This is a genomic window from Tepidimonas sp. HKU77, from assembly GCF_049728535.1.
In the GTDB taxonomy this organism is placed as follows: domain Bacteria; phylum Pseudomonadota; class Gammaproteobacteria; order Burkholderiales; family Burkholderiaceae_C; genus Tepidimonas.
Window position 1 is genome coordinate 1,413,229 of the sequence record NZ_CP187300.1, and the last position, 22,589, is coordinate 1,435,817.

At 67.9% G+C, this 22,589-nt stretch carries 19 protein-coding genes; 11 read left to right on the forward strand and 8 right to left on the reverse strand.

The genetic code is table 11. From position 1 onward, the window contains the following. Window positions 1-9 precede the first annotated feature (9 nt). Genes ACPP3B_RS06780 through ACPP3B_RS06790 form a run of 3 tightly spaced genes read right to left on the reverse strand, consistent with a single transcriptional unit; the run spans window position 10 to window position 3,725 of the window. Complete coding sequence (locus ACPP3B_RS06780; RefSeq protein WP_424860118.1) at window positions 10-939, reverse strand: branched-chain amino acid ABC transporter permease; 930 nt, start codon at window positions 937-939, stop codon at window positions 10-12. A gap of 13 nt (window positions 940-952) precedes the next feature. Continuing rightward, window positions 953-1,738, reverse strand: coding sequence for an ABC transporter ATP-binding protein (locus ACPP3B_RS06785; protein ID WP_424860119.1), 786 nt, complete (start codon window positions 1,736-1,738; stop codon window positions 953-955). Window positions 1,739-1,778: 40 nt separating this feature from the next. After that, window positions 1,779-3,725 carry an AMP-dependent synthetase/ligase gene (locus ACPP3B_RS06790; protein ID WP_424860120.1) on the reverse strand — a complete coding sequence of 649 codons (1,947 nt, stop codon included), beginning with the start codon at window positions 3,723-3,725 and terminating at the stop codon, window positions 1,779-1,781. 204 nt (window positions 3,726-3,929) lie between these two features. Here ACPP3B_RS06790 and ACPP3B_RS06795 point away from each other — a divergent pair, with 204 nt between their 5' ends. The 6 genes from ACPP3B_RS06795 to htpG all read left to right on the forward strand — a co-directional run bounded on the left by ACPP3B_RS06795 (window position 3,930) and on the right by htpG (window position 11,573). After that, a complete protein-coding gene (locus ACPP3B_RS06795; protein ID WP_424860121.1) occupies window positions 3,930-4,643 on the forward strand; it encodes a Crp/Fnr family transcriptional regulator in 714 nt (237 codons plus the stop codon). 196 nt (window positions 4,644-4,839) lie between these two features. Continuing rightward, the gene (locus ACPP3B_RS06800; protein ID WP_424860122.1) at window positions 4,840-5,685 is read left to right on the forward strand and encodes a DUF4394 domain-containing protein; all 846 of its coding nucleotides are present in this window, start codon (window positions 4,840-4,842) and stop codon (window positions 5,683-5,685) included. A 16-nt stretch (window positions 5,686-5,701) separates the two neighbouring features. Then, window positions 5,702-6,301 (forward strand): methylamine utilization protein, encoded by a 600-nt coding sequence (locus ACPP3B_RS06805; protein ID WP_299019054.1) that lies wholly within the window; start codon window positions 5,702-5,704, stop codon window positions 6,299-6,301. Next, on the forward strand, window positions 6,298-8,715 hold the full coding sequence (locus ACPP3B_RS06810; protein WP_424860123.1) for a putative bifunctional diguanylate cyclase/phosphodiesterase: 2,418 nt from the start codon (window positions 6,298-6,300) through the stop codon (window positions 8,713-8,715). Before ACPP3B_RS06805 ends, ACPP3B_RS06810 begins: the two co-directional genes overlap by 4 nt. Then, on the forward strand, window positions 8,712-9,482 hold the full coding sequence (locus tag ACPP3B_RS06815) for a pseudouridine synthase (RefSeq protein WP_366139707.1): 771 nt from the start codon (window positions 8,712-8,714) through the stop codon (window positions 9,480-9,482). Before ACPP3B_RS06810 ends, ACPP3B_RS06815 begins: the two co-directional genes overlap by 4 nt. A 153-nt stretch (window positions 9,483-9,635) precedes the next feature. Next, window positions 9,636-11,573 (forward strand): molecular chaperone HtpG, encoded by a 1,938-nt coding sequence (htpG, locus tag ACPP3B_RS06820; RefSeq protein WP_424858549.1) that lies wholly within the window; start codon window positions 9,636-9,638, stop codon window positions 11,571-11,573. A gap of 18 nt (window positions 11,574-11,591) precedes the next feature. On the opposite strand, the gene ACPP3B_RS06825 is transcribed toward htpG, so the two are convergent. Next, the gene (locus tag ACPP3B_RS06825) at window positions 11,592-12,197 is read right to left on the reverse strand and encodes an AAA family ATPase (protein ID WP_299019048.1); all 606 of its coding nucleotides are present in this window, start codon (window positions 12,195-12,197) and stop codon (window positions 11,592-11,594) included. A 110-nt stretch (window positions 12,198-12,307) separates the two neighbouring features. On the opposite strand from ACPP3B_RS06825, the gene ACPP3B_RS06830 reads away from it, so the two are divergent. From ACPP3B_RS06830 to ACPP3B_RS06845, 4 genes are read left to right on the forward strand one after another with little or no spacing between them, the layout of a single operon-like run. Beyond that, window positions 12,308-13,168 (forward strand): class I SAM-dependent methyltransferase, encoded by an 861-nt coding sequence (locus ACPP3B_RS06830; RefSeq protein WP_299019045.1) that lies wholly within the window; start codon window positions 12,308-12,310, stop codon window positions 13,166-13,168. Continuing rightward, a complete protein-coding gene (locus ACPP3B_RS06835) occupies window positions 13,165-14,406 on the forward strand; it encodes a cation:proton antiporter (RefSeq protein ID WP_424858550.1) in 1,242 nt (413 codons plus the stop codon). Before ACPP3B_RS06830 ends, ACPP3B_RS06835 begins: the two co-directional genes overlap by 4 nt. Window positions 14,407-14,416: 10 nt before the next feature. Then, window positions 14,417-15,541, forward strand: a complete 1,125-nt coding sequence (locus ACPP3B_RS06840) for a YbdK family carboxylate-amine ligase (RefSeq protein WP_424858551.1) — start codon at window positions 14,417-14,419, stop codon at window positions 15,539-15,541. A 60-nt stretch (window positions 15,542-15,601) separates the two neighbouring features. Beyond that, window positions 15,602-16,756 carry an aminotransferase class V-fold PLP-dependent enzyme gene (locus ACPP3B_RS06845; protein ID WP_424858552.1) on the forward strand — a complete coding sequence of 385 codons (1,155 nt, stop codon included), beginning with the start codon at window positions 15,602-15,604 and terminating at the stop codon, window positions 16,754-16,756. 8 nt (window positions 16,757-16,764) lie between these two features. Here the strand turns inward: ACPP3B_RS06845 and ACPP3B_RS06850 are convergent, their stop codons facing one another. Both ACPP3B_RS06850 and ACPP3B_RS06855 read right to left on the reverse strand, forming a co-directional pair. After that, complete coding sequence (locus ACPP3B_RS06850) at window positions 16,765-17,619, reverse strand: ABC transporter permease (protein WP_299019037.1); 855 nt, start codon at window positions 17,617-17,619, stop codon at window positions 16,765-16,767. A gap of 10 nt (window positions 17,620-17,629) precedes the next feature. Next, window positions 17,630-18,565: an ATP-binding cassette domain-containing protein gene (locus ACPP3B_RS06855; protein WP_299019035.1), complete on the reverse strand. Its 936-nt coding sequence runs from the start codon at window positions 18,563-18,565 to the stop codon at window positions 17,630-17,632. A 76-nt stretch (window positions 18,566-18,641) separates the two neighbouring features. On the opposite strand from ACPP3B_RS06855, the gene asd reads away from it, so the two are divergent. After that, entirely contained in the window at window positions 18,642-19,505 is an 864-nt protein-coding gene (gene asd, locus ACPP3B_RS06860) for an archaetidylserine decarboxylase (protein ID WP_424858553.1), read from the forward strand. A 19-nt stretch (window positions 19,506-19,524) separates the two neighbouring features. Here the strand turns inward: asd and ACPP3B_RS06865 are convergent, their stop codons facing one another. Together ACPP3B_RS06865 and gorA are read right to left on the reverse strand one after the other, a co-directional pair. Next, window positions 19,525-21,087 carry an AMP nucleosidase gene (locus tag ACPP3B_RS06865; RefSeq protein ID WP_299019031.1) on the reverse strand — a complete coding sequence of 521 codons (1,563 nt, stop codon included), beginning with the start codon at window positions 21,085-21,087 and terminating at the stop codon, window positions 19,525-19,527. Window positions 21,088-21,119: 32 nt separating this feature from the next. After that, window positions 21,120-22,526 carry a glutathione-disulfide reductase gene (gene gorA / locus ACPP3B_RS06870; protein WP_424858554.1) on the reverse strand — a complete coding sequence of 469 codons (1,407 nt, stop codon included), beginning with the start codon at window positions 22,524-22,526 and terminating at the stop codon, window positions 21,120-21,122. Between the last annotated feature and the right edge of the window lie 63 nt (window positions 22,527-22,589).

Sequence of the window (22,589 nt, forward strand, 5' to 3'; positions counted from 1 at the left end):
GGGAGTTCCTTACACGCGGTCGATGATCTTCTCGCCGAACAGGCCCTGCGGACGGAACAGCAGGAATACCAGTGCCAGCACGTAGGCGAACCAGATTTCGATGCCGCCGCCGACGTAGGGGCCGAGATAGACCTCGGAGAGCTTTTCGCCCACGCCGATGATGAGGCCGCCGACGATGGCGCCGGGCACCGACGTCAGCCCGCCCAGGATGATGACCGGCAGCGCGCGCAGCGCCACCGTTGACAGCGAAAACTGCACGCCCAGCTTGGAGCCCCAGATCATGCCGGCCACCAGCGCGACGATGCCGGCTACGCACCAGACGATGACCCAGATGCGGTTGAGGGGGATGCCGATCGACTGCGCGGCCTGGTGGTCATCGGCCACCGCGCGCAGGGCGCGGCCCGTGCTCGTCTTCTGGAAGAACAACGACAAGGCGGCCACCAGCACCGCGGCGATACCGGCGGCGAAGAGGTCCTCCTGATTGAGCAGCAGTCCCCCCTCGAACGTGCCCTCGAGCACGAAGATCGGGTCCTTGGGCATCCCGATGTTGATCTGGTAGATGTCGCTGCCGAAAATGGTCTGTCCCAGGCCGTCGATGAAGTAGGCGATACCGAGCGTGGCCATGAGCAGCGTGGCGCCCTCCTGGTTGACCAAGTGGCGCAGCACCAGGGCCTCGATCAGCCAGGCCAGCGCGAACATCAGCAGCGCCGCCAGTGCGAAGGCCAGCACGTTGGCCAGCAGCAGGCTCTCGAAGCCGAACCACTGCGGCAACCATTCCGAAAAGCGCGCCATCGCCAGCGCGGCAAACAGCACCATCGCGCCCTGCGCGAAGTTGAACACGCCGGATGCTTTGAAGATCAGCACGAAGCCGAGCGCCACCAGCGAGTACAGCATGCCGGCCATCAGGCCGCCAAAGAGGGTTTCCAGAAAAAAGGCCATCGTCGGGGCTCCTTCAGTGGCTCGTGCCCAGGTAGGCGCGGATCACGTCTTCGTTGTTGCGCACCTCGTCGGGCGTGCCGTCGCCGATCTTCTTGCCATAGTCCAGCACCACCACGCGGTCGGAGATGTCCATCACCACGCCCATGTCGTGCTCGATGAGCACGATGGTGGTGCCGAATTCGTCGTTGACGTCGAGGATGAAGCGGCACATGTCCTGCTTTTCCTCGACGTTCATGCCCGCCATCGGCTCGTCGAGCAACAGGACTTGCGGCTCCATGGCCAGCGCGCGACCCAGGTCGACGCGCTTTTGCAGCCCGTAGGGCAGCTGCCCCACGGGCGTTTTGCGCCAGGCCTGGATTTCCAGGAAGTCGATGATGCGCTCGACTTTCTCGCGGTGTTCGATTTCCTCGCGCTCGGCCGGACCGATGCGCAGTGCCTGCAGGAAGAGGTTGCTCTTCATGCGCAGGTTGCGCCCGGTCATGATGTTGTCGAGCACACTCATGCCCTTGAACAGGGCCAGGTTCTGGAACGTGCGCGCGATGCCCATCTCGGCCACCTGGCGCGAGTTCATGTGCGTGAACGTCTGGCCGCGGAAGGTGATGCTGCCCTCCTGCGGCGTGTAAACGCCGTTGATGCAGTTGAGCATCGAGCTCTTGCCCGCTCCGTTGGGGCCGATGATGGCGCGGATCTCGTGCTCCCGGACGTTGAACGAGATGTCGGTCAGCGCCTTGACGCCGCCGAATCGCAGGCTGATGTTCTGGACGTCGAGGATGACGTCACCGATTTGCTTGTGGGCCATGGGGCATCCTGAAAGGTCGAAGTGCCGTCGGGCGCGTGCTTTAGGCCGCGGCCTTCAGGGGGGCGAAGGTCTTGGCGTCCACGATCCGCAGGGTCGCGCTGATCTGGCCGGTGCGGCCGTCCTCGAACTTGACCTGGGTCTCGATGTACTGCTCGGTCTTGCCGCCGTAGAGTGCGTCGACCAGCACCGCGTACTTCTCGGCGATGAAGCCGCGGCGGACCTTGTTGGTGCGCGTGAGTTCCCCGTCGTCAGCGTCGAGCTCCTTGTGCAGGATCAGGAAGCGGTGGATCTGGCTGCCCGAGAGCATCTGATCGCGGCTGAGGTCGGCGTTGACCTTTTCCACGCACTCCTGGATCAGGGCGTACACCTCCGGCTTGCCGGCCAGGTCGGTGTAGCCCGCGTAGGGCAGGCCGCGCCGTTCGGCCCAGTTGCCCACGGCCTCGAAGTCGATGTTGACCATCGCGCAGACCTTCTCGCGCCCGTCGCCGAAGGCCACCGCCTCCTTGATGTACGAGAAGAACTTGAGCTTGTTTTCGACATATTTGGGCGCGAACATCGCGCCGTCGTTGGGCCCGCCCTTGAGGCGCCCCACGTCTTTGACGCGGTCGATGATCTTCAGGTGCCCGGAGCTGTCCAGGAAGCCGGCGTCGCTGGTGTGGTACCAGCCGTCGGCGTCCAGCACCTCGGCGGTGGCCTTGGGGTTTTTGTAGTACTCCTTGAGCAGCCCGGGCGAGCGCACCAGGATCTCGCCCTGCTCGGACAGCTTGATTTCCACCCCCTCGCACGGCACGCCGACGGTGTCGGCCTTGACCTCGTGGTCGGGCTGCAGGCAGACGAACACGGCCGTCTCGGTGGAGCCGTAGAGCTGCTTGAGGTTGATGCCGATCGAGCGGTAGAAGGTGAACAGGTCCGGGCCGATGGCTTCGCCGGCGGTGTAGGCCACCCGCACGCGCGAAAAGCCCAGCGTGTTGCGCAGCGGGCCGTAGATCAGGATGTCGCCCAACGCATACAGCAGCCGGTCGCCCAGACCGACGGGCTTGCCGTCCATCAGCTGCGGGCCGACGCGGCGGGCCACGTCCATGAAGGTGTGGAACAGCTTGCGCTTGAGGGCGCCGGCGTCCTCCATGCGGATCATGACGCTGGTCAGCAGCCCCTCGAACACGCGCGGCGGCGCAAAGTAGTAGGTCGGCCCGATTTCCTTCAGGTCGATCATCACGGTGCTGGCCGATTCGGGGCAGTTGACCACGTAGCCGCACGCCAGCCACTGCGCGTAGCTGAAGATGTTCTGCCCGATCCACGCCGGCGGCAGGTAGGCCAGGACCTCTTCCTTTTCGGTCAGCTTGTCGAACTTGGCGCCCACTTCGGCGCGGTTGAGCAGCGTGAAGTGGGTGTGCACCACGCCCTTGGGGTTGCCGGTGGTGCCGGAGGTGAAGAACATCGCCGCGACGTCGTCCGGGCGGGCCTTTTCCACCTCTTCCTGGAAGAAGTCGGGGTGCTCCTGGCAGAACACGGCGCCCGCGGCCTCGATCTCCTTCAACCCCGCCAGGCCGGGCGCGTCGTAATTGCGCAGCCCACGCGGGTCGTCGAACAGGATGTGCGCAAGCTGCGGGCACTGCGGCCGGATCTCCAGCATCTTGTCGACCTGCTCCTGGTCTTCCACGACGACGAAGCGCACCTCGGCGTTGTTGATCGGGAAGACGCATTCGGCCGCCACGGCGTCCTGGTACAGCGGCACCGGGATGGCGCCGAGCGACTGCGCCGCGAGCATGGTGGCGTACAGGCTGGGGCGGTTGGCCCCGATCACCACCAGGTGCTCGCCCCGTTGCAGGCCCAGCTGGTGCAGGCCGGCGGCAATGTGCCGCACGCGGTCGAGCATCTGGCGCCAGGTGGTCGTTTGCCAAATGCCGTATTCCTTTTCGCGCATGGCGGGCGCGTCCGGGCGCGCGCTCGCGTGCTGGATCAGCAGGCGGGGAAATGTCGTTTGCATACAGGCTCCTCTGCCGCGGCGGTCGTGTCAACACGAGGCGGTGCCGCTGTGTTGCCGCAAATGTACGGGTGCGTTTGACGCTGTTCTGTCTGTCCGTTGACAATCTAGGGGTTGCCCTAACTGGGACTTTCCCTAGGTGCTTTCGGGCGCGGGAGAGCGTGGGCGAAGAATGGCGACACCACAGCGGGAGTTCGAGGGACCACCGTGAGCCAAGCCAATCGACTGCGGCAGCGCGCGCGCGCGCTCAACGAGGACGAGCTCGCCAGCATCCCCTGGCTGACCCGGCTAGAGGGCGAGGCGCGCCTGCGGGCCGTGGATGCGCTCGTGGTCAGCGAGGCCGATGCGGGCGACTACATTTGCCGCGTCGGGCGGCCGGTGACGTATTGGTTCGGCCTCATCGACGGGTTGCTCAAAATGAGCAACGACGACAGCCAGGGGCCGATCATGACCTTTACCGGTGTGGCCCCGGGCGGCTGGTTCGGCGAGGGCACGGCACTCAAGCGCGAGGCCTACCGCTACAACATCCAGGCCCTGCGCCGCAGCCGCGTGGCGGGGTTGCCGGTGGATACCTTTCACTGGCTGCTGGACCATTCGATCGCCTTCAACCGCTTCGTGATGCACCAGCTCAACGAACGCCTGGGGCAGTTCATCGCCGCGCGCGAGATCGACCGCATCACCGACCCGGACGTGCGCGTGGCGCGCAGCCTGGCCAATCTTTTCCATCCGGGTCTCTTTCCGGGTGTGGGGCAGGTGCTGCGTATCACCCAGCAAGAGCTGGCGTATCTGGTGGGCCTGTCGCGCCAGCGCGTCAACTTGGCGCTGGCGCGCTGGCAGCAGGCGGGCGCGATTCAGGTGGAGTATGGGGGCTTGCGGGTGCTCGATCTGCAGATGCTGCGCCGCGCCGGACTGCCGTCGTGAGGCTTGAGTCGGGCGGGCCGCAAGGGCGCAACCGCAGCAGGCAGCAGGCGGCGCTTTGTCGTATAAGATGACATTGATATATCAGCGGTGCGCGGGACCGGGCGCGGCAGTCACGCCGGGGCCCGGAGGTGTTCCCTCAGCCGTGTCCGTGACTCAACGACGAAAGGAGATGCCGATGTCGAGCGGGTGGACTCCGATGACGCGCTGGGTAGCGCGGGCCATTGCCGCCATATCGTTGCTCGCAGCAACCGTCGCCAGCGCGCAGCCCGCACGGGCACCGCAGCCGCATACGCTGTGGGTGCTGACGGCATCGCACACCCTGCTCCAGGTGCGCGCGGATGCCCCGCAGAAGGTGGTGCAGCGCCGCCCACTGCAGGGACTCGAATCGGGAGAATCCGTCGTTGGCATGGATTTTCGTGTGGCCAAAGGTGTGCTCTATGCCGTGACCGACCGCAACCGCTTGCTGACCATCGACACCGCGACCGGCGCGGTGCGCGAGGTGGGGCGAATCGCGGATTTGCCACTGGCCCCAGGGCCAGTGGGCGTGGATTTCAACCCAACGGTGGACCGGCTGCGCCTCACTACCGCGCAGGGTGTCAACGCGCGCGTGCACCCCGATACCGCCGCGCTCATCAAGCGCGATGCCGACTTGCAGTGGGTGGCTGGGGCGCCGGACGCCCAGCCGCCGCGCGTGCTGGCGTCGGGCTACACCTACAACACGCGGGACGAGAAAAAGACCACCAAATACGCCATCGATGCGCGTGGGCTGCTGCTGATGCAAGGCTCGCACGAAGATGCCTCACCCTTCGTGTCGCCCGATCTTGGGGGGCTGACGGTCGTCGGGCCGCTTGGCACCGGCCCGCTGGCCGACGCGGCCTTCGACATCGCGGACGTCGACAACGCGGCATTCGCAGCTGTGCGGGCGGAAGCCTCTGGCGCGCCGACGCGGCTGCTGCGGGTGGACCTGGGCCGCGGCAGCGCGCAGGACTTGGGCCCTCTGGGCGATGGCGAGGCCGTGCGTGGCCTGGCCATCGAGCCGTGACGCGGGCGGTGTTCCCATGTGGCGTTGGCTGGTGGTGGGGCTTTGGCTGGCGGCGACCTTGGCCAGCGCCGCCGAGTTGCGGGTGACGGTGCGCGACGCGCGCGGCCAGCCGCTGCCGGAGGCGGTCGTGATGCTGGAGTCACCCCAGGCCGCCCGTGCGGTCACGCCTCTGACTGGGGTCGAGATGGTTCAGCGTGACAAAACGTTCAATCCCCAAGTGCTGGTGGTCACGCGTGGCACGGCGGTGTCCTTTCCGAACCAGGACACGGTGCGGCACCACGTTTACTCGCTGTCACCGGCCAAGCCATTCGAGATCAAGCTCTATGCCGGCACCCCCGCCAACCCGGTCGTGTTCGACCGGGCCGGTGTCGTGTTGCTCGGCTGCAACATCCATGACCACATGGTGGGGTGGATCGTGGTGGCGGACACCCCGTACCATGGCTTGACGGACCCCAAAGGCACGACGCGGCTGGCACCGGTCCCGGCCGGTGCCTATGCGCTGGTGGTGTGGCACCCGGATCTGCCGGTCGGCTCCAACGGCGTGCGCCGCGCCGTGACCCTACGCGACGGCGCCCCGGTGGTGGTCGACGTGGTGTTGGCGGAGGTGGGGCGTTGAACGCGCGCGCGGACGGGCGGCACGGCTGGCGCCACACCCGGCTGGCGCCGCGCATCGTGGGCATCAGCGTCGTGTTGCTGTTGCTGGTGCAGGCCGTGGTCTTTGCGATCGTGCGTGTGGGCATCGAGCGGCAGGCGCAGGCCGTCATTGCCAAGGAACTGGCCACGGGCGAGCGCGTCTGGCGCCGGTTGCTCGACCAGAACGCGGCGCGGCTGCGGCAGGGCGCCCAGTTGCTGGCCAGCGACTACGGGTTTCGTACGGCCGTCGCCTCGGCGGATCGCGAGACGGTGCTGTCGGCGCTGGAAAACCACGGTGAGCGCATCGGGTCGGTGCTGACGGCTTTTCTGGATGCCGAAGGACGGCTCGTCACGCGCACCGACTTGCCCGCCACCGCGTTGTCGCCGCAACAAGTGGACGATCGGCTGCAGGCCGTGGCCCGCTCGCTGGCCGAGCAGCCGCAGCGACCGAGCGTGCTCGCACTGCTGGACCGTGTGCCCTACCAGTTCGTTCTGGTGCCGGTGCGCGCGCCACTCGTGATTGGCTGGGTGCTGATGAGTTTTCCGATCGACCAGGCCTTGGCCGACGATATGGATCAGCTATTCGCGGTGCCGTTGGCCGTGGTGGGCCACGGGCCGGGGCAGGAGCCGGCGGTCGTGGTCAGCACCGGGGTGGCGCGGCCGCCGCAGCGGCACGCCGCGATCGCGGCGCTGCCGCTGGGGGTGAGCCCCTTGACCTTCGATGGCGAGCGCTACCTGGCGCGGGCCTTTGCGCTCGATACGCTGCACGGCGAGGCCACCACCGTGCTGTTGCGCTCGGTGGACGAGGCGATGGCGCCGTTTTGGCAGCTGCAGTGGCTGCTGCTGGTCGTCGCGGCGCTGGGTGTGGGGCTGTTTGCAGCCATCAACTGGGCGGCGATGCGCCGAGTAACGCGGCCGCTGCGTGCCCTGACCCGTGCAGCCCAAGCCCTGGAACGCGGCGAAGCCGCGGTGGCGCTGGAGGGCGCCGACCGCGGTGACGAGGTGGGGGCGCTCGCCCGCGGGTTCGAGACCATGCGCAGCAGCCTCGCGCGTCAACAGGCGGACATTCAGCGCTTGGCGTTCGAGGACCCGCTGACGGGGCTGCCCAACCGGGCGCGGCTGCGGCTGGCGCTGTTGCAGGTGTTGGACGGACGGTCGCCGTCCCACCCGCTGACGGTGCTGACGCTCAACCTCGATCGATTCAAACACATCAACCACGTGCTGGGCTACGCGTTTGGCGACACCGTGCTGCGCGCCGCGGCCCAACGCCTGCGCGACGTGGTGGACGCCCCGGGTGCGCTGCTGGCGCGGGTGGGCGGAGACGAGTTTTGCGTGCTGGTGCCGGGTGCCGATGCCGATGCGGCCATGGCCCTGGCCGAGCGGCTTGCGGCGGCCTTTCAGGCGCCGCTCGTGCTGGACGAGCAGACGGTCGATTTGAGCGCGGGCATGGGCGTTGCGGTGTGGCCCGACGATGGCGCCGACGCCGATACGCTACTCGGGCGGGCCGAGATTGCGATGCGGGCCGCCAAGGCGCGCGCCGAGCACTGCTTGCGCTATGACGCCGCGCTCGATGCCGGCAGCGCGCAGACGCTGTCGCTGCTGAGCGACCTGCGTCAGGCGGTCGACCGGCACGAGCTGCGCTTGTATCTGCAGCCCAAGATCGACGTGCGCACCGGGGCCGTGGTTGCCGCCGAGGCGTTGGTGCGCTGGCACCACCCCCGGCGCGGCCTGGTGCCGCCGATGCAGTTCATCCCGTTTGCCGAGCAGACGGGGTTCGTGCGGGCGTTGACGCGCTGGATGGTGGAAGAGACCGCGCGCCAGTGGCCGGGGCTGCAGGCCGCCAGTCCCGGTTTGCGTGTGGCGATCAACCTCTCGACGCGCGATCTGATGGCCCCCGATTTGGTCGAATGGCTCGAAGCGTGGCAGCGCCGCCACGGGATCGGCCCGGCCGCGGTCGGTTTGGAGATCACCGAGAGCGCTATCATGGACGACCCGCAGCGGGCCGAAGCGACGCTCAATCGACTGGCCGCGATGGGTTTTCGGTTGTCCATCGACGATTTCGGCACGGGTTACTCGTCGCTGGCCTACCTGAAGCGGCTGCCGGTGCAGGAGCTCAAGATCGATCGCTCCTTCGTGATGGGCATGGAGCGCGCAGCCGACGACGCCGTCATCGTCCGATCCACCATCGACCTGGCGCACAACCTGGGGTTGTCGGTGGTGGCCGAAGGGGTGGAAAACGCAGCCATCCTGGTGGCACTGCGCGACCTGGGCTGCGACGAGGCGCAGGGCTACCACATCGCGCGGCCCATGCCGGTGGACGACTGGGCGGCTTGGTGCCGCACCTGGCGCAGCACGGGGTCACCCGCCGCGCCCCCGTCGGGTACAGTGGCGGCATGACCATCCGTTTGAACAAGCGCTTGGCCGACCTCGGCCTGTGTTCGCGCCGCGAGGCCGACGAGTGGATCGCGCGTGGCTGGGTGCGCGTCAACGGGCACCCCGCCACGCTGGGGCAGACTGTCACCGAGGCCGATCGCATCGACGTGGCGGCGCCTGCCCGCGCCCAGCAGCGCGAGCGGGTGACGATCGTGTTGCACAAACCCGTCGGCTACGTCAGCGGTCAGCCCGAGGACGGCCACCCCAGCGCGGCCACGCTGATCCGGCCACAGACCCGCTGGTGCGAGGATCGGTCGCGGCGGCGGTTTCAGCCGGCCCACGCGCGTGGGCTTGCGCCCGCGGGCCGGCTGGATATCGATTCCACGGGGCTGCTCGTGCTCACGCAAGACGGCCGGGTGGCCAAGGCGCTGGTGGGCGAGCACTCGACGGTGGACAAAGAGTATCTGGTGCGCGTGCAGTGGGGGGCGCCGGGTTCGGCGGGGGTGGTGGCGCGCAACGTGCAGGCGGTCTTTCCGCCGCAGCGCTTGGCGCTGTTGCGCCACGGGCTGGCGCTCGACGGTGTGGCGCTGCGGCCCGCCCAGGTCGAGTGGGTCAATCCCGAGCAGTTGCGCTTCGTGTTGACCGAGGGCCGCAAGCGCCAGATCCGCCGCATGTGCGAGCAGGTGGGTCTGCACGTGGTGGGCCTCAAGCGCGTGCGCATCGGCGGCGTGACCTTGGGGGCATTGCCGCCGGGCCAGTGGCGCTACCTGGGGGAGCACGAACGCTTCTGAGGCGGTGCCGCAGCGGCCGGGGCGGCCGTGAGCTGGCCTCTTGAAATACGGGCGCTCTGTCCCCAGTGTCCTATTGTTGCGGGGCGGGCGGATGACGAGCCGTATGTTCCCGCAGGGCTTTACCCGTTTTCGGTTGTAACGGACGTCTGATTCATGAGCAAACACACCCACGCGTTTCAGGCCGAAGTGGCCCGGCTGCTGCACCTGGTCACGCACTCGCTGTACTCCAACCCCGACATCTTTTTGCGCGAGCTGATCTCCAACGCATCCGACGCGTGCGACAAGCTGCGCTTCGAGGCACTGGCCAACCCCGCGCTGTACGAGGATGCGCCCAACCTGGATATCCGCGTCACGTTCGACAAGGCGGCCAAGACCATCACCATCACCGACAACGGCATCGGTCTGAGCGAGGCGGAAGCCATCGAACACCTGGGCACCATCGCCAAAAGTGGCACGCGCGAGTTTTTGCAGCGGCTCTCGGGTGACCAGCAGCAAGACGCACAGCTGATTGGCCAGTTTGGCGTCGGTTTTTACTCGGGCTTCATCGTCGCCGACCGCATCACGGTGGAAAGCCGCCGCGCGGGCCTGGCGCCCGAGCAGGGCGTGCGCTGGAGCAGCGACGGTACGGGCGCCTTCGAGACCGAGGCCATCACCCGCGCCGCGCGCGGCACCAGCGTCATCCTGCACCTGCGCGACGACAAGAGCGAATACCTCAACCGCTGGAAGCTCAAGTCCATCATCGGCAAATACTCAGACCACATCTCGCTGCCGATCCTGATGCCCAAGGAGCAATGGGACAAGGACAAGGGCGAGTACGTGCTGCTGGACGAGTGGGAGCAGGTCAACGCCGCTAGCGCCCTGTGGACGCGGCCCAAGAAGGACATCAGCGACGAGCAGTACATCGAGTTCTACAAAACCATCGCCCACGACGACGAGCCACCGCTGGCCTGGAGCCACCACCGGGTAGAGGGCAGCACCGAGTACACCCAGCTGCTCTATATTCCGGCCAAGGCGCCGTTCGACCTGTGGAACCGCGACAAGCGCGCGGGCGTCAAGCTCTACGTCAAGCGCGTCTTCATCATGGACGACGCCGAAGCGCTCATGCCCACCTACCTGCGCTGGGTCAAGGGCGTGGTCGATTCGGCCGACCTGCCGCTCAACGTCAGCCGCGAGCTGTTGCAGGAAAGCCGCGACGTCAAAGCCATCCGCGACGGCAACACGCGCCGCGTGCTCGCCATGCTGGAGGATTTGGCCGCCAAGGACCGCCTGCCCGAGGGCGAGGCGTGGGATGCGCTGTCCGACGACGAAAAGGCCCAGGCCCAGCGCGACGCCGGTCGCTACACGCGCTTCTGGGCCCAGTTCGGCGCCGTGCTCAAGGAAGGGCTGGGCGAGGACTTCGCCCACCGCGAGCGCATCGCCCGCCTGCTGCGCTTTGCCTCCACCCAGAGCGACGCGCCCACCGTCAGCCTGGCCGACTACAAGGCGCGCATGAAGGAGGGGCAAAAGGCGATTTACTACCTGACCGCCGACACGCTGGCCGCGGCCAAACACAGCCCGCAGCTCGAGGTGTTTCGCAAGAAGGGTATCGAGGTGCTGCTGATGACCGACCGCGTGGACGAGTGGGCGCTGTCGTTTTTGCACGAGTTCGATGGCACCCCGCTGCGTTCCGTGGCCAAGGGCGCGGTGGATTTGGGCGAGCTGCAAGACGAGGCCGAGAAACAAGCGGCCGAACAAGCCGCCGAGGCATTCAAGCCCGTGCTCGAGCGCCTGCGCGATGCGCTCAAAGACCGGGCCAAGGACGTGCGCGTGACCAGCCGCCTGGTCGAGTCGCCCGCCTGTTTGGTGGTGGACGATGGCGAGTATTCGCTCCAGCTGGCGCGTCTGCTCAAGGCCGCGGGTCAGAAGGCGCCGGAGGTCAGACCCATCTTGGAAGTCAACCCCGAGCACGCGCTGGTGAAAAAGCTCGCCGACGCAGGGGAGCGCTTCGACGACTACGCGCACATCTTGTTCGACCAAGCGCTGCTGGCCGAGGGCGGCCTGCCCGAGGACCCGGCGGCCTACGTGCGCCGCGTCAACGCGCTGCTGGCGTGACGGCAGGCACCGCCGCCGTCAGCCGGCGCTGGGCTGGCCCAGCGTGCCCGTCCACTCGATGATCTTGCGGTGGTCGGGCGGCAGCAGGGTGTAGCGGATGCCCTCGGCGCTGAGCAGGTTGCGCATTTCGGCATCGATCTGGCGCGCCCGGGTTTCGTCCTGCAGTCGGCCAGCCCGAATGTAGGGCTTGTCCGGGTCGCGCTCGGCGAACACGTTGATGTGGTCGAACTGGTGGTACCACGCCAGGATCTGTTTGCGCGTCTTTTCGACGTCGCAGATATTGTCCGGGTAGTGCGCGTTGTAGTACAGCAGCTGCGGCAGTCCGCCCTCCGTGACCAAGTATTGCACCTGGCCGTCGAGGGCGGCCAGCATGTTGTACTGCAGCAGCGCGATGTCGTACTGGTTGCGCAGCGCGTCGGTGTCGCCCTGCCAGACCAGCGCCTTGGCCACTTCCGGCACCAGCTCCACGGTCTTGTGCATCAGGTGCAATTTGAGCACGATGGCCGAGGAGTACAGCGATTTGTCGCAGCCTGGCCCACCGATGATGTTGATGACCTTGGTGGGGTAGCGTCGCAGTTTGTTTTCTGGCAGCTTCGGGGTGGTGTAGCCGACGATGGTACCCATGGCAGTCTCCTCTGCTCGACCGGCTCGACGCCGCCACACGCGGCGAGCACCGGTGCCCCATGCTAGCACCATTGGCGCGGCGACGCGACGCCCGCGCGTATGATCGCCGCATGTCCCGCGCCCGCCATCGCCCACCCGCGGCCAGCCTCGCCCCCGACGTGCTGGCCGAGCTGTACGCCGGCCAGTCGGTCGCCTTGCTGCAGGAGCTGCATATCCTGACGCGCGACGCCCGACTCAATCAGGACTCGCGCCGCAAGCTCAAGCAGGTCAACCACCTGCTGCAGTTCATTGAGCCGTTGCTACAGCAAGCGCTGCAGGCGCGCGGCGACGTGACGCTGGTGGACCACGGCGCGGGCAAGTCTTATTTGGGGTTTTTGCTCTACGACCGGTTTTTTGCCCAGCGCGCGGTCGGCACCGTGTGGGGGGTCGAGGCGCGCGCGGAGTTGGTCGCGCGCTCGGCTGACCTGGCACAGCGCTTGGGTTTTGCGCGCATGCGCTTCGTGGCGGCGACGGTGCGCGACGCGATGGCGGCGCTGCCCGCGACGGTGGACGTGGTCACCGCGCTGCACGCCTGCGACACCGCCACCGACGACGCGATCGACTTCGCGCTGCAGCGGCAGGCGCAGGCGATCGTGGTCGTGCCCTGCTGTCAGGCCGAAGTGGCGGCCGCGCTGCGCCGCCACAAGGCGCTGCAGCTGGCGCGCACGCCGCTGGCCGAGCTGTGGCGGCACCCGCTGCACACGCGCGAGTTTGGCAGCCAGGTCACCAATGTGATGCGCTGCCTGCGGCTGGAGGCGATGGGCTACGACGTGACCGTGACCGAGCTCGTGGGCTGGGAGCACTCGTTGAAAAACGAGCTGATCCTGGCGCAGCGCACGGGACGCCGCAAGCGCAGCGCCGCCGAGCGGCTGGCGCGCATGCTCGATGAACTGGGGCTGGCGGAACTGCGTGCGCGTTTTGCGGTCGCATGACCATGGCAGGTTTCGATTCGATACGGGCCGCACTGCTGGGCTGGCCTGCGCTGCTGTGGTTGGCATGGTGGCTGGGGGAGCGCTGGCAGCCGCACGGCGTGCCGCGGGTGAGCGTTTACGTGGCCGTTGGCCTTGCGGGCAGCGCCATCGGGCTTGCCGTGGGCTTGGATGCCGACAGCGGCGGGCCGGCGTTGCTCGCGCAGCTTGCGCTGTCGCTGGTGTTGTTCGAGCTGGGCTGCCGCATCCACCTGGGTTGGTTTCGGCGCAACCCGTGGGTGCTGCTGATCGGGCTGTTGCAGTCGGTGGTGATTTTCGTCGCCGTGCTGTGGGCCTTGGCCGCCGCCGGGTTGGGGGGGCAGTGGCGTCCGCTGCTCGCCGCCGTTGCGGTGGCGGCGTCGCCGGCCAGCTTGCTGCGTGTGGCCAATGACTTGCGTGCCGCCGGGCAGGTGACCGAGCGCGTGTTGCACCTGGCCGCTATCCAGTGTGTGGTGGCGGTATTGCTCGTCAAAGGGGTGACCGGCCACTGGTACCTGAGCGAGGCGGGGGATTGGGCGCAGGCCGCCCTCGGCAGTGTGTATGCGGTGGGCATCTCGATCGCGCTGGGTGTGGCGCTGGCCATCGTGGTAGCGGCCCTGCTGCGCGGGCCGTTCACGTCACCCGCAGCACCCACGGTGGGCTACGCGTTGGCACTGGTGTGGCTGACGGTGGTGTCCGACGCGCTGCACCTGTCGCCGCTGCTGGCGGCGCTCAGTTTTGGCGTCGCTTTGCGCGAGCGGCGCGTGTTCGTGGCCAACGCACAGCGCGACTTCGGCTCGCTGGGCCTGCTGCTGGGTGTGTTTCTGTTCGTCTATGTCGGCTCGCGTTTGTCGTGGGATGCGCTGACACAGGGCGCCGTTTGGGGCGTGGCCGCCGTCGTCTTGGCCGCCCGGATTCTGATCCCCGTGGCCATCCACGCGATGTTGGCCGTACCCAGCGGCACCACGCCGCGCAAAGGGGCGCTGACCGGTGTGGCGCTGGTGCCGATGTCGGCCATGACGCTGTTGCTGCTCGAGCGCAGTATCGTGCTGGGCCTGCCGCCAGCGGCCGAGGCCCTGTGGTTTCTGTCCGCCGCACTGTTGTGGTTGGAGTTGTGCGGTCCGTGGGTCACGCAATGGGCGCTGGTTGCCGCGCGCGAGGCTGGCTCGCCATCGAGGGGGCCGGCCACGGCGTCCGTCCCCCCGAGTCCGCCCCCGCGTTGAGGAGCCCGCCATGCCGCTGGAGCCGTTCAAGACCTCCGCTGCGCTCTCCATGGGCGTCGAGCTCGAACTGCAAATCGTCAACACCTACGACCAGGACCTCTCCAGCAGCGCCGACGACTTGCTGGCGCTGCTGCAGCGTGCGCCGTTTCCGGGCACCGTCACGCCCGAGATGACGCAAAGCATGATCGAGATCGCCACTGGCGTGCATACCCGCCACGGCGAGCTGCTGGCGCAGCTGCGCGCGATCCGCGACACGCTGGTGGCAGCGGCCGACCGGCTCAATGTCGAGCTCGCGGGTGGCGGCACCCACCCGTTTCAGCGCTGGTTCGAGCAGCGCATCTTCGACAAGCCGCGCTTTCAGCAGCTGTCGGGCCTGTACGGCTATTTGGCCAAGCAGTTCACCGTGTTCGGGCAGCACGTGCACATCGGTTGTCGCTCGGCGGACGAGGCGTTGTTTCTGCTGCATGCGCTCAACCGTTACGTGCCGCACTTCATCGCGCTGTCGGCGTCGTCGCCGTTTTTTCAGGGGGTCGATACGCTGTTCGACTCGGCGCGGTTGAACTCGGTGTTTGCGTTTCCCCTCAGTGGCCGTGCACCCTTCGTGCTGAGTTGGGAGGCATTCGAGCAAGGCTATTTCCGCAAGATGGAAGCCACGGGCGTGGTGCGGTCGATGAAAGATTTCTACTGGGACATTCGCCCCAAGCCCGAGTACGGCACGATCGAACTGCGCGTGTGCGACACACCACTGACCGTGGAGCGCGCGGCGGCGCTGGCTGGCTACCTGCAAGCGTTGTGTCGGCACTTGCTCGAGGGCGGCGACCCCGCGCCCGTGGAGGACGACTACCTCGTTTACACGTACAACCGTTTTCAGGCCTGCCGCTTCGGGCTCGAGGGCACGCTGGTGCACCCGCGCACGCGCGAGGCCCTGTCGTTACGCGAGGATATCTTGGCCACCGTACGTCGCCTGCGCCCGCACGCCCAGGTGCTGCAGAGTGACGAGGCACTCGACGAGATCGAGCGCGTCGCGGGCATGGCTGGCAATCACGCCAGTTTTTTGCGCGCGCAGTACGCCCGCAGCGGCAGCATCCAAGGCGTGGTGCGTGCCGCCGTCGACGCCTGGCGCCGACCGTGCTAAGCTGGCGCGGTCTGCCGCGGCGCGTCACCCGCGCCGTGGGTCACCACAGGAGAGTCGTCCATGCCAGGTTTGCTGCCCCACGTCGACCCCGATGGGTTGCTCGAATTTTCGGTGGTATACACCGACCGCGCGCTCAACCACATGTCCCGGCGCTTCCAGCGTGTCATGACCGATATTTCGGGCATCCTCAAGGAGGTCTACGGCGCGCATTCGGTGGCGCTCGTGCCGGGAAGCGGCACGTTTGGCATGGAGGCGGTCGCGCGCCAATGGGCCACCGACCGCCGCGTACTGGTGCTGCGCAACGGCTGGTTCAGCTACCGCTGGACGCAAATCTTCGACATGGGGCGCATCCCGGCCGAGGCGCACGTGCTCAAAGCCCGGCGCGTGAGCGACGAACCGCAGGCACCCTGGGCACCCGCGCCGCTGGATGAGGTGGTGGCGACCATCCACGCGCAGCGCCCCGCGGTGGTGTTCGCCCCGCACGTGGAAACGGCCGCCGGCATGATGTTGCCGGACGACTATTTGCATGCCGTCGCCGAGGCGGTGCACGCGGTGGGCGGCCTGTTTGTGCTGGACTGCATCGCCTCCGGGGCGATGTGGGTGGATATGCGCGACAGCGGCGTGGACGTGCTGATTTCGGCACCGCAGAAAGGCTGGAGCGGCTCGCCCGCGTGCGCCATGGTGATGCTGTCGGCGCGTGCGCGCCACGCGATCGACGGTACGACCAGCACCAGCTTCGCCTGCGACCTGAAGAAGTGGTTGCAGGTGATGGAAACCTACGAACAGGGTGGGCACGTCTACCACACGACCGTGCCCACCGATGCGCTGGTGCGGCTGCGCGACGTGATGCAAGAGACGCGCGAAGCGGGCTTTGCCGCCATGAAAGCGGCGCAGGCCGAGCTGGGCCGCCGCGTGCGTGCCGAGTTGGCCGCGCGCGGTTTGCGCAGCGTGGCTGCGGCCGGATTCGAGGCACCGGGCGTGGTGGTCAGCTACACCGACGATCCCGATATCGCTAATGGCAAAAAATTTGCGGCCGTGGGCTTACAAACCGCCGCTGGCGTGCCCCTGATGTGCGACGAGCCGGCGGACTTTCGTACCTTCCGCATCGGCCTGTTCGGGCTGGAGAAGCTGCGGCACATCGAGGGCACTGTGGGGCATTTGACGCAGGCGCTGGATGCGCTGGGGCTATCGGTACGCGAGCCCAGCTTGGTCTGAACCCAGCCCTAGCCGAAAAACCGCCGCCGCGTCAGCGCCAGCGCCATCCAAAACGCCACTCCTCCATAGGCCAGCAGCACCGCCAGGTGCAGCAACGGTTGCTCGGGCCAACGGTCCAGGAACATCGGCCGCACCAACGCCACCGCATGGGTCAGGGGTAAGGCGTCGCTGATCGTCTGCACCCAGCCCGGCAGTTGCTCGCGCGGAAAGAACACGCCCGACAAAAACATCATCGGCGTGAGAAACAGCGTGAAGTAGTAGGTGAAAAAATCGTAGCCCTTGGCCAGCGCATTGAAGATCAGCGCCAGGCTGGCAAACACCGTGCCCGTGAGCCCCAGCACGGCCCACGCCAGCGCGAGCTTGGGCGTGTGGCTGATGCCCAGCGCCAGCATCACCGCCAAAATGGCGCTGACGGTAAAGAGCGCTTTGAACGCGGCCCACAGCATCTCGGCCAGCACGATGTCGTCCAGCGTGACCGGCGCGTAGAGGATGCCGTCCCAGGTTTTTTGCACGTGCATGCGCGAAAACGCGGAATACAACGCCTCGAACGTGGCGGCGTTCATCGCGCTCATGCAAATGCTGCCACTGGCTAGAAAGACCAGATAGGGCACCGCCTGGACCTCTCCACCGGGCAGCCGCAGATTGACGCTGCCCACCAGCGCCCCCATGCCGTAGCCGAATGCAACCAGCCAGATGAGCGGCTCGGCGATGTTGCCCACCAGGCTGGGGATGGCGAGTTTTCGCCACACCAGCAAATTGCGTAGCCAGACGGCCGCGAAGCGGCGTGTGGGACGAGGGGGATGCCAGACCGTGCGGGCTGGCGCGACGCGGGGTGGCTCTGGGAGGGTCGTGGGCGTTGCCATGGCGTCGATCCTACCCCTCCGCCCGAATCTGGCGCCCGGTCAGTTTCAGAAACAAGTCTTCCAGATTGGCCGGGCGGTGCAGCAGACGTAAACGCGGCTGCGCGCCCAGCGCTGCCAGCAGCGGGCGCGCGTCGTGCGTGTACAGAAACGCCGTCTCGCCGCTGACCTCGACGCGGGCAGCCAGCGCCCGCGCCTCGGGGGGGAGTCCTTGTCGTGCGTCGGCGTGGCCCTGCTCGCCGTAGATTTCCACCACCTCCGGCTCCAGGTGTTGGGCAATGAGCTCGCGGGGGCGGCCTTCGGCAATCTTGCGGCCGTGGTCGACGATGACCAGCCGGTGGCATAGCCGCTCGGCCTCGTCCATGAAGTGCGTGGTCAGCAAAATGCTCTTACCCTGCTGCAGCAGGCGCTGCAGCCGCTCCCACATCAGGTGGCGCGCCTGGGGGTCGAGCCCCGTGGTCGGCTCGTCGAGCAGCAGCAGCGCCGGGTCGTTCACCAACGCGCGCGCCAGGCTCAGGCGTCGGCGCATGCCCCCCGACAGTTCACCCGGGCGCGCGTCGGCCTTGTGCGCCAGCGCGGCAAAGTCCAGCAACTCGGCGATCCGTGGGCGCAGTTCGCGCGCCGTCAGCCCAAAATAGCGCCCGTAGACGAGCAGGTTCTCGGCGCACGTGAAGTCCGGGTCCAGCGTGTCGAACTGCGCCACCACGCCCAGCCGGGCCTTGACGGCCTGCGCGTGCGCGGGCATGTCCAGCCCCAGGATGCGCACGCACCCGGCATCGGGCACCACCAGCCCCAGCGCCATGCGCAGTGTGGTCGTCTTGCCCGCCCCGTTGGGGCCGAGCAGTCCCAGGCACTCGCCCGGCGCGATGGCAAACGACAGGTCCTGCACCACGGGCCGCCCGGCATAGTGCTTGACCAAGCCGTCGATTTCGAACAACGGGGATGTCATGAGCCGCATTGTGCATGGTGCTCTGGCTGTTCGCGGGTCGCCCGCGCCACGGGCTTGGTGCTACGATCGGCGCCCCATGCAGGTTTCGGAACGCGCAGCGGTGGCGCTGCAATACCTTTTGCCCAAGCAGGTGCTGACGGCGCTGGCGGGCGCGTTGGCGCGCCGGCCGCTCGGGCCGGTGACGCAAGTGGCCATCCGGCGCTTCATCCGGCGCTATGCGGTGGACATGGCCGAAGCGGCCCAGCCCGATCCGGCCGCCTACGCCACGTTCAACGACTTTTTCACGCGCGCGCTGCGCGCCGATGCGCGCCCGTTGGCCGCGGCCGATCTGGTGTGTCCGGTGGATGGCGCGATCAGTCAGTGCGGCGCCATCCAGCGGGACCGCATGCTGCAGGCCAAAGGCCACGACTACACCGTCGGCGCGCTGCTGGGCGGCGACACCGCGCTGGCCGCCGCGTTCACCGACGGGACGTTTGCCACGCTGTACCTGAGCCCGCGCGACTACCACCGCATCCACATGCCGTGTACGGGGCGGCTGCGCCAGATGGTGCATGTGCCGGGGGATTTGTTTTCGGTGAATCCGACGACGGCGCGCGGGGTGCCGGGGCTGTTCGCGCGCAACGAGCGCGTGATCTGTGTGTTCGAAGGCGAGCGCGATGGCCAGCGCTTTCCGTTCGTGCTGGTGCTGGTGGGGGCCACCATCGTGGGCAGCATGGCCACCATTTGGCACGGGGTGGTCAACCCGCCGCGGCCCGGCATCGTGCGCCGCTGGGACTACGGCGACCGCGACATTACCCTGGCGCGGGGGGTGGAGATGGGCCGCTTTTTGTTGGGCTCGACGGTGATCGTGCTGCTACCGCCAGGCGTGGCGGCCCTGAACCCTGACTGGGTACCGGGCCGCCCGGTGCGCATGGGCGAGCCGATGGGCCGCTGGGCCTGACGGCGCCCAGCGCCGCGGGTCACTGAAACGCGACTTCGGCAAAACTGCGCAGCTTGCGGCTGTGCAGTTGATCGACGCCCGCCGCGCGCAGCCGCTCGATGGCGCGCAGCCCGATGCGCAGGTGTTGGTCGACGCGCTCGCGGTAGAACCGGTCGGCCATGCCGGGCAGTTTGATGGCGCCGTGCAGCGGTTTGTCGCTCACGCACAGCAGTGTGCCGTAGGGCACGCGGAAGCGAAAACCGTTGGCGGCGATGGTGGCGGACTCCATGTCCAGCGCCACCGCGCGCGATTGCGAAAAGCGCCGCTGGGGCAGGTTGTCGGGCAGCAGCTCCCAGTTGCGGTTGTCGGTGCTGGCCACCGTCCCGGTGCGCAGCACGCCCTTGAGCGCGGCGCCCTCCAGTCCGGTCACGTCGGCCACGGCCGCTTCCAGCGCTTGCTGGATTTCGGCCAACGCGGGGATGGGTACCCACAGCGGCAGCTCTTCGTCGAGCACGTGGTCCTCTCGCACATAGGCGTGCGCCAGCACGTAGTCGCCGAGTTGCTGGCTGGTGCGCAGCCCGGCACAGTGGCCCAGCATCAGCCACGCATGGGGGCGCAGCACGGCAATGTGGTCGGTGGCCGTCTTGGCGTTGCTGGGCCCCACCCCGATGTTGACCAGCGTGATGCCGCTGCGATCCGCGCGCACCAGGTGGTAGGCCGGCATTTGCGGCAGGCGCGGTGGGGGGCTGCCGGTGGGGCCGGTCAGCGCGCAGCGCTCGGCCGCCGTCAGCCCGGCGCGCCAGGAGACCACGTTGCCCGGCTCGACGAAGGCGACGTACTCGCTGTCGGGGCGGGTCATCTCCTGCTGGGCCAGCCGGACGAACTCGTCGACGTAGAAGCCATAGTTGGTAAAGAGCACGAAGTTTTGAAACCACGCGGGCGAGGTGCCGCTGTAGTGGCGCAGCCGCTGCAGCGAGTAGTCGATGCGCGCACCGGTGAACAGCGCCAGCGGCTGCGGCGCGCTCGGCGGGGGCGTGTGGGTGCCGTTGGCAATACCGTCGTCCATCGCGGACAGGTCGGGCAGGTCGAACACGTCGGCCAAGCGGGCGCGGTGCAGGGTGTCGAGCTCTCCTTCGAAATGCGCGTCCTCGCCCAGCGCGAAGTGCACCGGGATGGGCTCGTTGCTGAGGCCGATGTCGAGCGGTTCGCCGTGGTTGTCCAACAGCAGGCGAAACTGCTCGCGCCAATAGTCGGCGAACAGATCGGGCCGGGTGAGGGTGGTTTCGTAGCGCCCCGGGCCAGCGACGAAGCCATAGCTCAGTCGTCCCGCCACCCGGGCCTGCGGCAGGCGGGTGGCACGCTGCGTGCGCAGGCGCACGAAGGGGTAGGTCGCGCGCACGCGCGCCAGCCCCATGTCAGGATCGAGCGGCGTGCGCACATACGCGTGCAGCTCGGCCTGCAAGAAGCCGACGGCGGCGTCGTAGAGCTGCCGCACATGGGCCACGGCAGCATCGGCATCGGTGAAGGACTGCGGTGCGACGAAGGGGGGCGTGCGCAAGGGCGGCACACCGTCGGTGGGATGGGGTTCTGAACGATGGTTCATGGTGAAGGCGATAGAGGGCTGCACGGGCCTGGTTAGCCGGTAGTCACCGGCTCGCGCATCGTGACGAATTCTTCGGCCAGGGTGGGGTGGATGCCCAGTGTGGCGTCGAACTGCGCCTTGGTTGCGCCGCAGCGCAGGGCGACGGCAAAGCCTTGCACGATCTCGCCCGCGTCTGGGCCTACCATGTGCAGGCCGAGCACCCGGTCGCTCGCGTCATCGACCACCAGTTTGACCAGCGCGCGCTCGTCGTGGCCGCTGAGCGTGTGGCGCAGCGGCTTAAAGGCGCTGCGGTAGATGCGCAAGCGCCGGCCTTCGGCGCGGGCTTGCGCCTCGGTCAGGCCCACCGTGCCGACGCTGGGCAAGGTGAAGACGGCGGTGGGGATGAGGTCGTAGCGCGCCTTACGCGCCGACTGGCCGGGGGCGGGCCCGAACAGGTGGTCCACCACGGCCATGGCTTCGGCCAGCGCGACCGGGGTCAGTGCCGCACGCGCCACCACGTCGCCCACTGCGTATACGCTGGGGACGTTGGTGCAGAAGTGGTCGTCGACCACGATGGCGCCTTGCGCGCCCTGCGCCACACCCAGCGCCTCCAGGCCCAGGCCGTGCACGTTGGGCACGCGCCCGGTGGCGTAGAGGATGGCGTCGGCCACCACGTGGCCGCCGTCGTCGAGCACGGCGTGCAGGCCGTCGGCGGCGCGCCGCACGGCGACCACACTGGTGGCGAGGCGCAGGTCCAGCCCCTTTTTGCGCATCTCATCGGCCAAGAAGTGCCGCACCTCGTCGTCGAAGCCGCGCAGGATTTGCTCGCCGCGGTACAACTGCGTGACGCGCGCGCCCAGCCCCAAAAAGATGGAGGCGAATTCGCACGCGATGTAGCCCCCACCCACGACCAGCAAGCGCTGCGGGAAGGGCTCCAGGTCGAACACCTGGTCCGAGGTGATGACGTGCTCGCGGCCCTGAAAGTGCGGCACGTGCGGTGTGCCGCCGGTGGCGATCAGGATGCGCTCGGCACGCCAGCGCTGCGTGCCGGTGCTGCCATCGGGGCGCGGGGTGTGCAGCTCCACGGTATGCGGATCGGCCAATCGGGCCCAGCCGTGCAGCACGGTCACGCCGCTGCCTTGCAGCAGCCGTTCGTACACGCCATTGAGGCGCGCGATCTCGGCGGCGCGGCGGCGTTTGAGCGTCGCCCAGTCCAGGCGCGGCGGGTCAACGTGCCAGCCATAGCCGCGTGCCTCGTCGAATCCATGCGCGTAGTGAGCCGCGTAGTGGTAGAGTTTCTTGGGGATGCACCCCAGCGTCACGCACGTGCCGCCGAGGCCTTCCAGGCCGCGCGCTTCGGCCAGGGCGACGCGGGCGCCGCGCTGGGCGGCCAGGCGCGCGGCGCGCACGCCGCCGCTGCCGCCACCGATGACGAAGAGGTCGAAGTCGAAACCGCTCATGGGGGTGGGATGTGAGATGGGCTGTTACGGTTGTTTGCAGGCGTTGCCAAACGGTTGCCGTCG